The following is a 16,272-nucleotide window of genomic DNA, read 5'->3' as shown; positions in this document are numbered from 1 at the left end:
GGTTCTGGTTCTGGTTCTGGTTCTGGTTCTGGTTCTGGTTCTGGTTCTGGTTCTGGTTCTGGTTCTGGTTCTGGTTCAGCAGTAAAAGCGACTTCAGGAACCGATTCAACCAGGATTTCTGATGCGGGCTCAATAAACTGCTCTGCGTCAGATTCAACATCGATTTCATCCACTGACTCAGAGACTGCGACAGTGGTTAACTCAACCTCGGATTCTCCCCCCGCCTCAATGACAGGTTCAGCTTCCGAGTCATCCTCTATTTCTTCTGTCACTGTGTCAGAAACCGCGCCCAGCGTTGACACAACCGCAGTCCCCGGTACCGGCTCAATAACGGTTTTAGCCTCCTCTTCGACGTCCAATGCTGGGCCATACACAGCGTCCGGTGACAATTCGACCTCAGTCTCTGAGACGGGCTCTATAACCGGTTCTACTTCGTCCTCGATCGCCAATGCTGCGCTATATACAACATCTGGAGTTAATTCAACCTCAGACTGTGTCAGATGTTCTGGGGCTGGCTCTGGCTCTGGCTCTGGCTCTGGCTCTGGCTCTGGCTCTGGCTCTGGCTCAACAGAATCAGTCTCGTCTAACTGCATATCCAGAGTAATTTCCAGATCATCCAGATCAACCTCCTCCATCTCCGGGCCTGCTTTAGGCAGTTCCGCAGCCAATAAAGGGGCCTCAACAATATCAGTAGGCATCTCTTCCGACAGATCTAACTCAGCCTCAATGCTATAGGGGTTTTGATCATCCGTCAGTAGCGCATCAAGATACTCTTTAACCAGCTGCTGCTGCCGATTCAACTGTTCGTCACTCATCCTCTGCTCCGCTCCGCCAGGCCGCGTAAAACACGGATATACGCCTGTACACCCGGCATCGTTAAATCCAGTTCAGATGGTGTTATACCTTTGGCACTGGCGGTAATAAACTTACTGTCCACCGGCACCACGGAGGCTGCAATATTTGCAGCAAATCGCTGATGCAGCTCGCGCAAACAACTCACCGACGCCGGAATGGTACGGTCATAGAAGGTGGGGATCAGGGTATAGGTTAACTGCCGTTTTCTCGCCCGGTTAATCATCGCGATCGTACGCAACATCCTTTCCAGCCCTTTCAGCGCCAGAAATTCGGTTTGAACCGGTACCAGCAGATGCCCACAGGCAGCCAGTGCATTAATCATCAGCACACCCAACACCGGAGGGCTGTCAATGACAACATAATCATACCGATCTTTTACCAGTCGTAACGCCTTAGCAACCTGCAACCCCATGCCATCCTGACCTACAGACTTTCGTTCCAGTGTCGCCAGCGCAGTGGTAGCCGGAATCAAATCGATACCCTTATTTGAGGTTGGCATTAGCAACGGTTCAAGCAGCTTCATATCCACTTCACTGCCAGGCTGAAACAGATCGTAGACACTATTCTCAAGTTCATCCGGATCATATTTGAAATAACTGGTCATTGAACCATGAGGATCGAGGTCAACCAGCAACACCCGCTGACCCGCATCAGATAACAACCCAGCCAACGTAACTGCAGTCGTGGTTTTGCCCACGCCACCTTTCTGATTTGCTACCGCCCATACCTGCATTACTGCGGTGTCTCCTGAGTCTGCGGAGAAATACTCTCCGGTGACGTTAATGTTTCTGTATCCAGCGGAGGAGTGGACTCCTTGCGTCGAAAAGTCACCCGCCCCTGTTCATCTGTAACCGTTTCAATAGCTGACTCGGGTAGTCCGCTTTCAGTAAGAATACTACTAACTGCATCTTCACTGACCTGTTCACTGCCAAATGCCGAAACGACCCGTTGCGTTTTGCGATCGCGGGTAACGACAATCACAATCCTGCGATTCAGGCGGCGACCACTCTCCGTGTCGTTATCAGCAAGTGGCTGATACTCTCCGAAACCAACCGCGGCCATCCGCTGCGGCGGTATGCCGTTCATCTCCAGAATACGCACGACCCCTGCTGCCCGGGCTGCCGATAGCTCCCAGTTAGAGGGATATTGATCCGAAGAGATGAACTGATTATCGGTATAGCCTTCGACATGAATAGGATTATCGTACTGTTTAAGAATTTTAGCGACCCGTTCAAATACCGGATCCGTGGTGATCGCCGGCAGTGCGCCGCCCTCCGGGTAGACGAGGTTGGCACCTAATTCCAGAGCGACCCAGAGATTATTGCTTTGTACTGCTACGTTGCCGCTACTGATCAGCTTTTTAAACTGCGTCTGCATCTGTTCACCAATCGCCTTTAGCACAGCACTGTTTTCCGGTTTGGGCGGAACAATCTTCTCCTGGGGCGCTTCTGTATTAGATTCGCCACCCTGAAATATAGCGATTCCAGCGATATCACTGCCAGATTTACCGCCAATCAGTGGATGCAAAACACTATCCTGTCCGGGAAAAATATCCGCAAACGACTCGGTCACCTGTCGATACTTTTCTTCATTGACTGAAGAGATTGCATAGAGCACTACAAAGAAAGCAAACAACAGGGTAATAAAATCAGCATAGGAGATTACCCAACGCTGCGAATGCAGATCCTGTTCTTCAACTCTGCGCCGGGACACGTTACGACCCCTGTTCCAGATATCCCTGCAACCGAAGCTGAATGATCCGGGGGTTTTGGCCTTCAGCGATTGACAGCAAACCTTCCAGCATCATCTCCTGAAAATAATACCGTTTTAACACCATCGAACGAATCTTACTCGCCAGAGGCAGAAACAGCAGGTTGGCAATGGCGACACCGTAAATGGTCGCGACAAACGCAGTCGCGATACCCGCCCCCAGGTTAGCCGGATCAGCCAAATTAGACATGACGTGGATCAGTCCCAAAACTGCGCCGATAATGCCCATGGTTGGCGCATACCCCCCCATACTCTCTAGCACTTTGGCAGCTTGCAGATCGCGGTTTTCACGGCTGATTAATTCCGTTTCAAGGGTTGTACGAATGATATCCGGCGCCCGACCGTCCACCAGCATCTGCAGGCCGTTACGCACAAAACTATCGTTCTGATCGCTGATCTCCTCTTCCAGAGCCAGCAAACCTTTGCGGCGCGCAATCACACACCAGCCGACAACACTGTTGATCCCTTCACGGTAATTAAAATCATCACTTCCAAAGACCATCCCGGACAGCTTTATCGCCCGTGAAAGCTCCGACTGTGACGATTGGATAAACACAGCGGCGAAGGTTCCCCCGACGACAATCAGCAACGCGGGTATATTCAGCAACTCATCAAACGCGCCTCCGGCCAGGAAGTTACCGCCAACGATTGCGATGACAGCCAGTAGTATTCCGCTGATACCTACCAGATTCATCAATGCCCCCAATGGTTAAATAGCTGGCGGATACCTTCAAGATTCAGAACTGCATCCGCCAGTTCCGCCTCAATAACAGCCTTTGGCATACCAAAGATGGTACAGCTCTCCTTGTCCTGCGCCCAGACAGTCGCGCCCACATTTTTCAGCAATCGGGCACCATCACAGCCATCCGCACCCATCCCGGTCAAAATCAGAGCGACTGCCCGGCGACCATAACCTTTTGCCACTGATGCAAAAGTAAGATCAACACTGGGCTTATAGGTCATCCGTTCATCACTTTCACGAATAATAATCTTACTCGCATTGGACGGATCCAAAATCATCTGCTGCCCACCAGGTGCGAGATAGACGTGCCCCGCTAGCAGCTTATCACCATTCTCAGCCTCCTTAACCCTGACAGCACAAAGGTCATCAAGACGTTTGGCAAACACTGAAGTAAATGCCTTAGGCATATGTTGCGTGATCAGTATCGGCACCGGAAAATCTGCCGGAATCTGCGTCAGAATAAACTGCAGCGCCGCCGGACCGCCGGTCGAGGAGCCAATCGTCACGATGCCACAGTCTGGAATCCTGACTCTGGTGTCGACCCTGGTACCGCGCGCAGCTGTTTTTGCTTCCGGCTGCTGAGGCGCGACCTCTTTCATTCGCGTCGCTGGCGAGGCCGGTGTACGCGACACCGCTCTCGTTTCAGTTGCAGGCTCTTTACGATTATAGAGACCCGGACGGGGTTTACGCCCGCCCAATGCCAGAATTTTTTCTGCCAGCTGTTTTTCAACATTGCCAGCATCTGACAGTGCGGAGCCAGCGAGCCACTGGCGGGCATCTTTCTCCATGTAGTCCGCAGCACCCAGCGCCAGCGCTTCAAGGGTAACTGCAGCACTACGGCGGGTCAGAGAGGACAGCATAACCACCTGACATGGACACTCTGCCATGATCTGTTTCAGTGCAGTGATACCATCCATCTCAGGCATCTCCACATCCATTGTGACTACATCAGGATGCAGTAGTTTGACTTTAGCAACCGCTTCTTTACCGTTTTTAGCTGTGTCAACAACCTCGATATCAGGATGATTAGCTAATATTTGCTTGATACGGTTGCGAAAAAAAACCGAATCATCAACCACTAAAACTCGAACTGCCATACAGTTATCCAGTATAGGCCTGCCGTCTGGACACTATGCTCAACTGGCATACGCCTTTAGCAAACTCGGAATATCGACGATCAGAGCGATCCGGCCATCACCAGTGATAGTCGCCCCGGACAAGCCCGGTGTACCATGTAAAACTGAGCCAAGCGGCTTAATGACAACCTCCTCCTGGCCTACCAGCTGGTCAACCACAAAAGCCACCTGCATGGTGCCAACATTGGTGATGACCACATGTCCGCTTTGCGGCAAAGGATCTTTTTCGAAACCTTTCATCAGCCAGCGCTTCAGATGAAACAGAGGCATCGCTTTATCACGAACAATAATAACCTGCTGACCATCAACCATATTAATCTGAGTCAGATCTAGATTGAAAATCTCATTCACATTGACCAACGGAAGAGCAAACGCCTGACTTTCAAGCAGAACCATCAGGGTCGGCATAATCGCCAGCGTCAGCGGCACCTGAATCTCAATTCTTGACCCCATTCCCAGGGTAGATTTCACATCCAGTTTGCCATTAAGCTGGGAGATTTTGGTTTTCACCACATCCATACCCACCCCCCGACCGGACACATCGGAGATCTGCTCTTTGGTGGAGAAGCCCGCAGCAAAAATCAGGTTATAGCACTCATGATCACTCAGACGGGAGGCCGCTTCCTGATCCAGCATTCCCCGTTTCACTGCAAGCGCCCGGAGTTTATCTGCATCCATTCCGGCACCGTCATCTTCGATGATCAGAAGAATATGATCCCCTTCCTGCTCAGCGGACAGCAACACATGCCCCTCTCTGGGTTTATCATTCCGCTCGCGGACATCCGGCTCTTCGATACCATGATCGATGGCATTCCTCACCAGGTGAATCAGTGGATCAGCCAGCGCTTCGACCAGGTTTTTATCCAGGTCGGTATCTTCACCGCGCAGCTCGAGATTAACCTCTTTGTTCAGCTGACGAGACAGATCACGGACCAGACGTGGAAAACGTCCAAAAACCTTTTTAACCGGCTGCATGCGGGTTTTCATCACCGACATTTGCAGATCAGCGGTCACCATATCGAGTGACCCAAGGGCTTTAGTCATATCTCCATTATCAAACTCTGCACCCAGTCTGACCAACCGATTACGCACCAGAACCAGCTCACCAACCATATTCATAATCTGGTCCAGCAGACGGGTATCCACCCGGACATTACTTTCGGCAGCAGGTTTATTTGCCTGGGTTTTAGCAGCGACAGCAGATGTTTGCTGACCCGCAACAGGCGTTGCTGGCTGAGGAACGACTGTTTCAGGTGCTGCAGTCTGAGGAGCTGTTTGAGGAGCTACTGCCTGAGAAGCCGCTGACAGTGCAGTAAAAGCCCCCTCGCCTTTGGACTGGAGCTCATCCAGAAGATCCTCAAACTCATCATCAGTAATCAGGTCGCCGTTCGGTACGGACGATGCTTTTGCGGACGGGGCTGGAGCACCCAGCAACTGATCAAATTCAGCATCAGCGCTATTGTTGACAGCACCCTTCTGAGACAGACCCGGAGCACCACTGGGACCATGAAGCGCATCCAAAAGGCTATCAAATTCATCTTCGGTAATCAGATCAGATGCCGGCGCGACAGCCTGACCCGGTGCGCCATGCGGACCGTGAAGCTGATCTAACAGGTCATCGAACTCATCTTCGGTAATCAGATCTGCCGACTGCGAAGCACTGCTTGGCTGTACTGCTTCAGCAACACCAAGACCGGCCACTAACTGATCGAACTCAGCACTGACAGAGGCATCGGTTTGCCCTGCCGGAGCATTTACTTTCACCGCTGCAGCAGGTGCTGCTGTTGTAGAAACCGCAGCTGCCTGACCTGACGCCATTGCATTCAGCCCTGCAAGCAACTGGGGATCAACCGGTTCGGGGTAATTCCCCTGTTTCACAGTATCAAACATCAGGTTAACCGCATCCAGCGCCTGTAGCACCAGGTCCATCAGCTCCTGCGAAACCTGCAGTGCATCATTACGTAGCTGGTCAAACAGATTTTCCGCGCTGTGACAACAGTCCACCATCGGATCCAGCTGCAGAAAGCCAGCGCCACCTTTAACGGTGTGAAAACCACGAAAGATTGCATTCAACAACTCGCGATCTTCCGGATGTTGCTCCAGATCGACTAACTGCTCAGACAACAGTTCGAGAATCTCACCCGCTTCTATTAAAAAGTCTTCCAGTATTTCCTGATCAACATTCAAGGACATTCGTTTTACCCTTCAAAAGCCGAGGCTGGAAAGGAGATCATCAACATCATCCTGTGTGGATGCGACCTCCCCTTGATTTCGGCCCTTCATTTGAGGACCTTCTGCCTGCACATTGGCTGTGCTCTCAGCCTGTTTAATGTCAGACCCTGACTCATCATCAGGTGTAGCCGGCAGAGCACCAAGATTATTAACTCTTGCTGCAACCGCCATCAACCCAACCAGTTTATCTTCAATATCAGCAACCAGTTGAATCACACGTTTGATTAACTGCCCGGTAATATCCTGATACTCCTGCGCCAGGAGAATACCGGTCAGCCGCTGCTTAAGATCAGCCAGTGATGCGGAGTGATCATCAGCATATCGACAGGCTTTCTCATACAATGCTTCAAGCTGAGGGTGGTCATTTTTTAATGCGCTGAGATCATCGATCAGTTCCTTACGTCGTAAGAAACCCTGCTCAATCATACTGACCTGCTGCAGCGCCTCATCCACCTCATCGATGGTTTTATGCGCATTATTCTCAGTCAGTTCAATCACGTAGGAGAGACGATCACTGGCGTCAGCTATCGAGGCAATATGTTGTTTAGAATCCTGCAACAGATCAGTTGAGGTAACATCCTCGGTAAAGCCGACAATGGCATTATGCACGGCTCGGGTCAGCGTACCCACCTCATGATAAAGCGCCTGATGACGCATCTCATTCAGCTGCTGAACCAGTTCCATCGCTTGCGCCATCTGCCCCTGATTCAAGAGCTCAACCAACTGCTCGGCACGCAGGTGCAGTTCTTCCTCGAATCGATGCTGATCCTGATAAATCTCTAAATCGGACATCAACGCCCCCTAGCCCTGTAGGCGTTCAAAGATCTTGTCGATTTTCTCTTTCAGCACAGCAGCCGTAAAAGGCTTAATGATATAGCCGTTCACACCGGCCTGCGCCGCCGCAATAATCTGCTCACGCTTTGCTTCCGCGGTGACCATCAGAATAGGTATATGACGCAGCTCGGGATCGTTACGCACATGTTTTAACAGATCGATACCGGTCATCTTCGGCATATTCCAGTCAGTCACCAGAAAATCAATACCCCCGGATTTCAGAATAGGCAAAGCCGTAGCACCATCGTCCGCTTCAACAATGTTGGTAAACCCCAGATCCCGCATCAGATTCTTAATAATCCGGCGCATTGTTGAGAAATCATCTACTACCAGAATTTTCATGTCTTTATTCAAGACAATCCCTCCTAACATTCTTTACGACGCTGAAACATGGCTTCAGGTAATGCCTGCCAATACTCAGCGCCACTCTTTTAAACGACTACGTAACCGTAATGCCGCCTGACTATGTATCTGACTTACCCGCGATTCACTGACACCGAGCACCTTACCAATCTCTTTAAGATTCAGCTCTTCATCGTAATACAGTGACAACACAAGTTTTTCACGTTCTGGCAGCCCCTGTATTTCACGGGCAATCGCCTTAATAAAATCTTTTTGCTCATACGCTTCTGAAGGATCCGGCTCATTGCTGGCAATTGCCTCCCCCGGGCCTTCATCCTGAGGTCCTGTCAGCTTATCAAAGCTAAACAGACGACTTTCGGCTGAGTCCTTCAATAATGCATGATAGTCGGTCACACTGATATTAAGTTCAGCAGCAACCTCCCCATCTTGGGCATCTCTTCCAGTACGGGACTCAATTATCTGAATCGCCTCAGACACACGCCGACCATTTCGATGCACTGAACGAGGCGTCCAGTCCCCCCGGCGCACCTCATCAATAATTGAGCCGCGGATACGAATACCCGCATAGGTTTCAAAACTTGCCCCCTTGCTCGCATCATATTTCTTTGCAGCCTCTAGCAGCCCCACCATGCCTGCCTGTATCAGATCGTCGAGTACAACATTACTCGGCAGCCGGGCCAACAGATGGTGAGCAATACGCTTAACCAGCGTGCTATGCTGCTCGATAATCTCCTGACTAGACTGAAACTGAAGCTGATTATACATAGAGACTATTCGCTACTCTGCTAATTCAGGCGCCGGTAACCAGACGCTCAACAAAAAACTCAAGATGCCCACGTGGACTCGAAGACACCGGCCATGCATCAACTTTAGTCGCCAACTGCTTATATGCCAGCGCCGCTTTACTCTGCGGAAACGCTTTCAAAACAGCACGTTGCTGTTTCACTCCTTTTCTAACCGCTTCATCATAAGGGATTGCCCCCAGGTATTGAAGGGTTACATCAAGAAACCGGTCAGTTACCGTTAGCAGCTTATTGTACATATTCCGCCCCTCCTGCTCGGAACGAACCATATTAGCCAACACCCGAAAGCGCGTCATCTTGTGATCACGATTGAGCAATTTCATCAGGGCGTAAGCATCGGTAATGGAGGTTGGTTCATCACACACGACAACCACAACATCTTGCGCAGCCTTAACGAAACTAACCACCGCCTCTGAGATACCTGCAGCGGTATCAATGACCAGAATATCAAGATCATCAGCAATCTCACTAAAAGCATGGATCAACTCAGAGTGCTCATGCACACTAAGCGAGGTCATCGACTGTGTTCCCGATGCAGCGGGGACAATGCGTACATTGGTATCGACATCAATCAGCAAATCTTTCAGCCCACACTCGCCAGACAATACATCGGCAATATTTCGTTTTGCCTTGACTCCCAGCAACACATCGACATTTGCAAGCCCCAGGTCAGCATCCATCAGTACCACCCGATGTCCCATCTCCCCCAGAGCAAGACTCATGTTGACCGAGACATTGGTTTTACCTACGCCACCTTTACCACCGGTAACAGCGATCACCTTAACCGGCCGCGGACTACCCATTGCGATTTCCTGCATCTGTTAACAAATCAGCTCTCCCAATGCTCATCTCTGGCCAGCCGCTCCCGCTGGTGTTCGTTAAACACCCGACGACTACGGGTGGCTTTCTGTGCAGTGATAACAGCCCGACTCACCAGATCCTTCTTCTGGGCGACGTCGATATCGTCCGGCACCCGCTGACCATCAGTCACGTAGCTTACCGATAATCCGTTTTCCATAATCAGATCCAGCGCCTCTCCCAAATTACCTGACTCATCCAGCTTACTCAGGACACAGCCACTCAATCCCAGCGGGGCATAGGTTTCATAGGCGCTCTCAATCACGTGGCGCTGGCTTGAACAGGACAGCACCAGAAGTTTCTTCAAGCGCACCGAAACATCTTCCAGCATATTCAGCTGCGCCTGGGTGTGTGGCTCATGGGCATTCATCCCGGCGGTATCGATCAGCACCAGGCGCTTACTGCGCAACGAAAGGAGCACCTCATCCAGCGAGTTATTCTCGTCCACCACCCGCACCGGCACATCCAGTATGCGACCAAACGTCAGCAACTGCTCATGAGCAGCAATGCGATAAGAGTCAGTGGTCACCAGGGCAACGCTGGAACTGCCATGTTTCAGCACATAACGGGCAGCCAGCTTACCAATTGTCGTGGTCTTACCCACCCCGGTGGGCCCCACAAATGCGATCATCCCCCCCCGCCCACCAACATCTTCCCCCCTAACAGGGCTTCGGGCACAAAAAACGGCTAACGCTGAGCGCCAGGGATCATCCAACTCCTCACTCACCGCGACATTCGCCGACAGCTGTTGACTTATCTGAGGTCCCAAGCCGATTCGCTCCAAGCGGCGTTCCACTTTTACAACGGCTGAGTCGGCCTGTACATGGCGCGGGCGCTCCTGTCTTTTTGGCGCAGGCTCCGGCTGAGCCCGTTTCGGCGCAGGCGCCGAATATGCCAACAGCTCATCTTCTTCCGCCTCTCGGGGACGACCGAGAATACTTTTTAACGATTCAATCTCTTCTTGCAGCGAATTAATGACCTTGCGCTCATCCTCTGCGTCATGACGAATCTCATCAGCTACCGGCCTGAATTCACGATCCAGACGACTCGGATCGAGCCGGGGCTGAGCCACTCTGGCCGGAGCCTCCTGAAGGTTTGGTGGCTGATGAACGCGGCCTCGCTGACGTCGCTTAAGCGTGTCTAAAATTTCACTCAGCTCGTCATCATCACCGTCCAGCTGTCGATTCTTTTGCCGGGGTTCCGGCACCCCCTCCTGCGCCGTTGCAATCCGTGCCTGAGCCTTGCGCAGTTCCTCAGCCAGATTACTCTTCAGCTGATGCTGTTTTTGCGGGCTTTCAGGTCGGGCGCTTTCAACCGCACGTTTACGCTTAAACGCCTGTTGTGCAGCCTCGTACTCATGTTCATGAGCAGCCACAACTTCTACGCCGCCTGCCACTCGATGATTAGAGACAATCACCGCGTCCGGGCCGATCTCGTCCCTGACCCGCTGCATGGCCTGCCTCATATCCGGAGCAAAAAAGCGCTTAACCTTCATAACCGTCTCTATTCATTACCTGATCAGGCACCGGCCTGACTCTGGCCGCCTACTGTTGCAATAATGGTCACCCGTTTATTTTCAGGAATCTCCTGATAGGAGAGCACACTGATCGAATGCTCACCATAACGCACAAACTTCGCCAACAAAGGCCTTATTGGTGCAGCCACCAACAGAATAGACGCCCTGCCGGCGATCTCCTGCTGCTGGGCAACCTCGGCAAGAGAGTTTTGCAACCTCTCTGCCATCATCGGTTCTATCACCAGCCCGTCACCACCATCACCCCGCTGCACCGATCCGAGCAGCAGCTGCTCAAGCTGCGGATCAAGGGTAATCACCGGCAGGTCCGCATCATTACCGACAATATTCTGCACAATCATACGCGACAAAGATATTCTTACCGCTGCAGTTAACCCCTGAGGGTCCTGAGTCCGCGCCACCGCCTCGGCCAGTGCTTCGGTTATGGTTCTGAAATCTTTGACCGGCACCTGCTCCATCAACAAGTTTTGCAGCACTTTTAATAGTGTACTCACAGAAAGCTTGCCAGGTACTAACTCTTCTACCAGTTTTGGGGACGTTTTTGCCAGAAGATCCAACAATTTCTGAACTTCATCATGCCCCATCAACTCATGAGAGTGCGCCTGGAGAATCTGATTCAGGTGCGTAGCGACCACAGTACCGGCATCCACCACGGTATAACCTAATGTCTGCGCCTGCTCTTTCTGACTCTGCTCTATCCATACAGCATCCAGCCCGAAAGCCGGGTCTTTTACATCAATCCCCTTCAGCGTACCAAACACCTGCCCCGGATTGATCGCCAGCTCCCGATCAGGATAAACTTCTGACTCCCCTACTGAAACCCCCATCAGGGTAATCCGATAAGCCCCGGGCATCAGGTCGAGATTATCCCGAATATGTACCGATGGAACGAGAAAGCCCAGATCCTGGGAAAGTTTTTTACGCACCCCTTTAATCCGGCTCAGCAACTGACCACCCTGCAACTTGTCAACCATGGGGATCAAACGATAGCCAACTTCCAGGCCAATCATATCCACCGGCATCACATCATCCCAGTCGAGCTCTTTGATATCCGTATCCGCAACAGGCTCTTTAACCTTAGTCTCACCTTCCGCTTCCGTCTTTGCCAATACCGCAAGGTTACGCTGCTGAATAAAATAGGCGCCAACACCTGCCACAACAGCCAGCGACAAAAATGCCACATGCGGCATACCTGGAATAGAGCCCATAATAAACAGTATTCCAGCAGCCACTGCCAGCGCTTTGGGTGAACCGAACAGCTGGCCAAGAACCTGCTTCCCCATATCCTGAGATGAGTTAACCCGGGTTACCATAATGGCAGCTGCAGTTGACAGCAACAGTGAAGGGATCTGCGCAACCAGACCATCACCAATGGTCAGTAGGGAATAGTTACGGGCAGCCATTTCAAATGTCAGACCATGCTGCAGCATGCCGATACCCAGACCACCGAGAATATTGATCACCAGAATCAGAATACCGGCAACCGCATCGCCGCGGACAAACTTACTGGCACCATCCATCGAACCATAGAAGTCCGCTTCCTGGGTCACTTCCTGACGCCGTATCTTGGCATCATCCTGACTGATCAGTCCCGCATTAAGGTCGGCATCAATCGCCATCTGTTTACCCGGCATCGCATCCAGCGTAAAACGCGCGCTTACTTCTGAGATACGTCCCGCACCCTTGGTCACTACCACGAAGTTGATAATAACCAGAATCATAAACACCACCAGACCGACAACATAGTTGCCGCCAATGACTACTTCACCAAAGGCTTCAATTACCTTACCGGCAGCATCCCCACCTTCATGACCATATAGCAGTACAACACGGGTAGACGCCACATTAAGCGCCAGGCGCATCAGCGTTGTTATCAGAAGAATGGTAGGAAAAACGGCGAAGTCCAGGGGGCGCATCGCATAGACACAGACCAGCAAGACAACGATAGAGAGGGCTATATTGAAGGTAAACAGCGTGTCCAGCAGAAACGGTGGCATCGGTAGCGTAACCATACCGAGCACGAGCAGCAGCAGAAATGGGATACCCAGGTTGCCCTTTCCCATTCCACGAACATTATTGTAGATCTCTGCTCTATCCACTTGCGCCCCAAATGAGATCTCGCCGCCGACAAAGCGTCAAAAAAACATCACTTAAAATACGATTACTTTCAGAATGAAAAATAACATTAAAGAGAAGCTAAAAACACCAATTTTTTGACGCTTTACCCATCAAGGTGAAAGAACTGCAAGAATCCAGCCAGATAAAGAAGACTCTTCTGACAGGGAAACAAAAGCACTCAGTCGTCCCGACGCAGTTCGTCGGGAATTTCCAGCTTTTCAGAAACCGCTTTCGGCACCGGCCCCTGTCGCCGCTTATGCCGCTGCAACTGAAACACATAGGCCAGCACTTCAGCGACCGCCTTAAACAGCCCTGAAGGGATCTCCTCATCCACTTCGGTGGAGTGATAGATTGCACGCGCCAGAGCCGGGGCCGACAGAATTGGCACATCATGCTTGTCAGCAATCTCTCTTATTTTTAAAGCAACAAAATCTCCCCCTTTAGCCACCAGATAGGGAGCGCCACCACCGGACTGATCATACTTCAGCGCCACCGCATAATGGGTCGGGTTAGTAATGACCACATCAGCCTCAGGCACCGCAGACATCATCTTGCGTTGCGATATCTCCCGTTGTAACTGCCTGATCCGCCCCTTAACTTCAGGCTTACCTTCACTGTTTTTCATCTCATCCTTGACCTCCTGAAGGGTCATTTTGAGCTTCTCAGTGTAGTCATAGACCTGAAACGGCACATCAATCAGGGAAATAAGAATCATCGTTGAACTCATCACCAGAAACGCCCAGATAACCAATTCCGTGGCATGCGACATTGCCGGGAAAATATCCTGAGTCCCAAGGGAGAACAACGCTTGCCTGGAAGAATACAACACCAGAAAGGAAAGTGACCCGACCACCAGAAACTTAGCCAGTGCCTTAAACAACTCAAGCAATGCCTTGAGCGAAAACATCCTCTTAATACCCGCCAAAGGATCGATCCGACTCAGCTTAGGCGCCATTGCCTTCATACTGACATTCCATCCGCCCAACGCAATAGGCCCGACGATGGCAGCTACCAGCAACACCAGAAAAAAACCAAACAATGCGCGCAGCGCTTCAGACAAAGAGTAGCCCAGATGGGTAAACATCAGCGCCGGATCCATTACCGCTTCCCGGTCAAGAGCGAAATTAAACTTCATCATTCCGGCCATTTTGTCTGCCACCTGTCCACCAAACATCATCGCGGCAGCGGCGGCGGCCAGCAGTAAAATCGTTGTTGCCAGTTCTTTAGACCGGGCAATATCGCCCTTCTCTTTAGCGTCACGCAGACGCTTAGAGGTGGGCTGTTCGGTTTTTTCCTGGCCGCTATCTTCTGCCATTGCTATAGCACCCCTACACCGACAACCTGATCAAGGTAATTAAACGCCATCGCCGCAAAACGCTGATACTGCCCAAGAAAACCATCCAGACTAGCCCAGGCAATTACCAAACCGATCAGCATAGTGAAAGGAAAACCAATGGCAAAGATATTCAATTGAGGCGCTGCTTTCGCCATCACACCGAAAGCAAAATTGATAACCAGCAGCGCTGTCACCGCAGGCAAAGACATAAGCAGAGCACTGGCAACCATCCAGCTGCCCGACTTAGCCAACGCCAGATATCCGGAAACCGGCATCGCCCCCTCCGATACAGGCAATACAAAAAAACTCCGGGCCAGTGCTTCAAACATCACCAGATGGCCGTTAAACGCCAGAAAAAGCAGCATCACCATCATCAGATACAGTTGCGACAATACCACTACTGATACGCCGTTTGCCGGATCGCTGACTGAAGCAAAGCCGAGACCCATCTGCGAGGAGATCAGCTGACCTCCAAGGGAAAAAATTTGAAATAATACCTGTATAACAAAGGCCATGGCGGTGCCAATGATGATCTGCTGCGCCACCAGAATATAGGTTTGCAAGGACATACCGCTTAATACCGGCATCTCAGGTAACGTGGGTAACAGCACAACCGTCATCGCCAGCGCCAGACCAAGGCGAATTCGCGCAGCGACCAGCTGAGTACCGATCATCGGCACAACCATAAAAAAGGAAGCGATACGAAAAAAAGGCAGCAGGAACTGAGCGACCCACTGCTCCAACTGAAGCGAAGTCAGCTGCAGCACAACCTACCCCAGAAACAACGGAATTTTTTCAAAGATGTTATTAAACGCATCCATCAACTGCCCAAGAATCCAGGGGCCTGCCCACATGATTGTCAGCAGGGTGATCAGCAGACGCGGCAAAAAACTCAGCGTTTGCTCATTGATCTGAGTTGCCGCTTGAAAAGTCGACACCAGCAGCCCCACCATCAGCGATGGCACGACCATCACCGCGACCAGAACGACCACCAGAAAAAGCGCCTCACCAAACAGATCCAGAACCATTTCCGGGGTCATACCCTGCCCTCCAAACTAAGTTACCAAGAACCGCTTCACTCAACCTTATACAACAAAACTGCCAGCCAGCGTCCCTATCACCATAGCCCAGCCATCAACCAGCACAAACAACATTATCTTAAATGGCAGCGAAATAATAACCGGCGATAACATCATCATACCCATCGCCATCAGTACACTGGCAACCACCAGGTCGATGACCAGAAAGGGAATAAACAGCATAAAACCGATCTGAAACGCTGTTTTAAGCTCACTGGTGACAAACGAAGGTACCAGCACGGTAAACGGGATATCCTCTGGCGTTTCGACAGCAGGAGTTCGGGAGATATTCATAAACAGATTAAGATCTGTCTCACGGGTCTGTGCCAGCATAAAACCACGAAACGGCATACTCGCAGCCTTCAGCGCTTCTATCGAACTAATCTCTTCATTCAGATAAGGCTGCACCGCCTGCTCATTCACTTTATCCAGTACCGGAGACATAATAAACAGAGTTAGAAACAGCGATAAACCCACCAGAATCTGGTTAGAAGGCGTCTGCTGCAACCCAAGCGCCTGACGCAGAATAGCAAACACAATGATAATCCGCGCAAAGGAGGTCATCATCATCAGAATGGCTGGCAGGAAGGTCAGCAGCGTCATCAACCCCAG

At 51.2% G+C, this 16,272-nt stretch carries 15 protein-coding genes and 1 pseudogene; all 16 read right to left on the bottom strand.

What is annotated here, in order from left to right; genetic code table 11:
- Positions 1 to 815: pseudogene (locus Q0499_RS07440) on the bottom strand (hypothetical protein); the annotation flags it as partial.
- On the bottom strand, positions 812 to 1,588 hold the full coding sequence (locus Q0499_RS07435; protein WP_299197833.1) for a ParA family protein: 777 nt from the start codon (positions 1,586 to 1,588) through the stop codon (positions 812 to 814). The gene Q0499_RS07435 and the pseudogene Q0499_RS07440, both read right to left, overlap by 4 nt.
- Positions 1,588 to 2,568 carry a flagellar motor protein MotB gene (locus Q0499_RS07430; protein WP_299197831.1) on the bottom strand — a complete coding sequence of 327 codons (981 nt, stop codon included), beginning with the start codon at positions 2,566 to 2,568 and terminating at the stop codon, positions 1,588 to 1,590. The genes Q0499_RS07435 and Q0499_RS07430 overlap by 1 nt, the downstream gene beginning before the upstream one ends.
- A 1-nt stretch (position 2,569) precedes the next feature.
- Entirely contained in the window at positions 2,570 to 3,319 is a 750-nt protein-coding gene (locus Q0499_RS07425; protein ID WP_299197829.1) for a flagellar motor protein, read from the bottom strand.
- The gene (locus tag Q0499_RS07420) at positions 3,319 to 4,464 is read right to left on the bottom strand and encodes a chemotaxis response regulator protein-glutamate methylesterase (protein ID WP_299197827.1); all 1,146 of its coding nucleotides are present in this window, start codon (positions 4,462 to 4,464) and stop codon (positions 3,319 to 3,321) included. Before Q0499_RS07420 ends, Q0499_RS07425 begins: the two co-directional genes overlap by 1 nt.
- Before the next feature lie 39 nt (positions 4,465 to 4,503).
- Positions 4,504 to 6,696, bottom strand: a complete 2,193-nt coding sequence (locus tag Q0499_RS07415) for a chemotaxis protein CheA (protein WP_299197825.1) — start codon at positions 6,694 to 6,696, stop codon at positions 4,504 to 4,506.
- A 12-nt stretch (positions 6,697 to 6,708) separates the two neighbouring features.
- The gene (locus tag Q0499_RS07410) at positions 6,709 to 7,527 is read right to left on the bottom strand and encodes a protein phosphatase CheZ (RefSeq protein WP_299197824.1); all 819 of its coding nucleotides are present in this window, start codon (positions 7,525 to 7,527) and stop codon (positions 6,709 to 6,711) included.
- Between the two features lie 9 nt (positions 7,528 to 7,536).
- Positions 7,537 to 7,923 (bottom strand): chemotaxis response regulator CheY, encoded by a 387-nt coding sequence (cheY, locus tag Q0499_RS07405; protein ID WP_299197822.1) that lies wholly within the window; start codon positions 7,921 to 7,923, stop codon positions 7,537 to 7,539.
- A 63-nt stretch (positions 7,924 to 7,986) separates the two neighbouring features.
- Complete coding sequence (locus tag Q0499_RS07400; protein ID WP_299197820.1) at positions 7,987 to 8,697, bottom strand: RNA polymerase sigma factor FliA; 711 nt, start codon at positions 8,695 to 8,697, stop codon at positions 7,987 to 7,989.
- A gap of 25 nt (positions 8,698 to 8,722) precedes the next feature.
- Positions 8,723 to 9,538: a MinD/ParA family protein gene (locus tag Q0499_RS07395; RefSeq protein WP_299197817.1), complete on the bottom strand. Its 816-nt coding sequence runs from the start codon at positions 9,536 to 9,538 to the stop codon at positions 8,723 to 8,725.
- Positions 9,539 to 9,564: 26 nt separating this feature from the next.
- Positions 9,565 to 11,088: a flagellar biosynthesis protein FlhF gene (gene flhF, locus Q0499_RS07390; protein WP_299197815.1), complete on the bottom strand. Its 1,524-nt coding sequence runs from the start codon at positions 11,086 to 11,088 to the stop codon at positions 9,565 to 9,567.
- 23 nt (positions 11,089 to 11,111) lie between these two features.
- Positions 11,112 to 13,226: a flagellar biosynthesis protein FlhA gene (gene flhA / locus Q0499_RS07385; protein ID WP_299197813.1), complete on the bottom strand. Its 2,115-nt coding sequence runs from the start codon at positions 13,224 to 13,226 to the stop codon at positions 11,112 to 11,114.
- Between the two features lie 197 nt (positions 13,227 to 13,423).
- Entirely contained in the window at positions 13,424 to 14,560 is a 1,137-nt protein-coding gene (gene flhB / locus Q0499_RS07380; protein ID WP_299197811.1) for a flagellar biosynthesis protein FlhB, read from the bottom strand.
- 2 nt (positions 14,561 to 14,562) lie between these two features.
- Positions 14,563 to 15,348: a flagellar biosynthetic protein FliR gene (gene fliR / locus Q0499_RS07375; RefSeq protein ID WP_299197809.1), complete on the bottom strand. Its 786-nt coding sequence runs from the start codon at positions 15,346 to 15,348 to the stop codon at positions 14,563 to 14,565.
- A gap of 3 nt (positions 15,349 to 15,351) precedes the next feature.
- Entirely contained in the window at positions 15,352 to 15,621 is a 270-nt protein-coding gene (fliQ, locus tag Q0499_RS07370) for a flagellar biosynthesis protein FliQ (protein ID WP_299197807.1), read from the bottom strand.
- A 45-nt stretch (positions 15,622 to 15,666) separates the two neighbouring features.
- A partial coding sequence (gene fliP / locus Q0499_RS07365) for a flagellar type III secretion system pore protein FliP (protein ID WP_299197805.1) occupies positions 15,667 to 16,272 on the bottom strand: 606 nt, incomplete at its 5' end.

This window comes from uncultured Amphritea sp. (assembly GCF_937127095.1).
Lineage (GTDB): Bacteria > Pseudomonadota > Gammaproteobacteria > Pseudomonadales > Balneatricaceae > Amphritea.
Note: the sequence above shows the minus strand (reverse complement) of the source record. Positions and strands in the feature narration are given on the sequence as shown.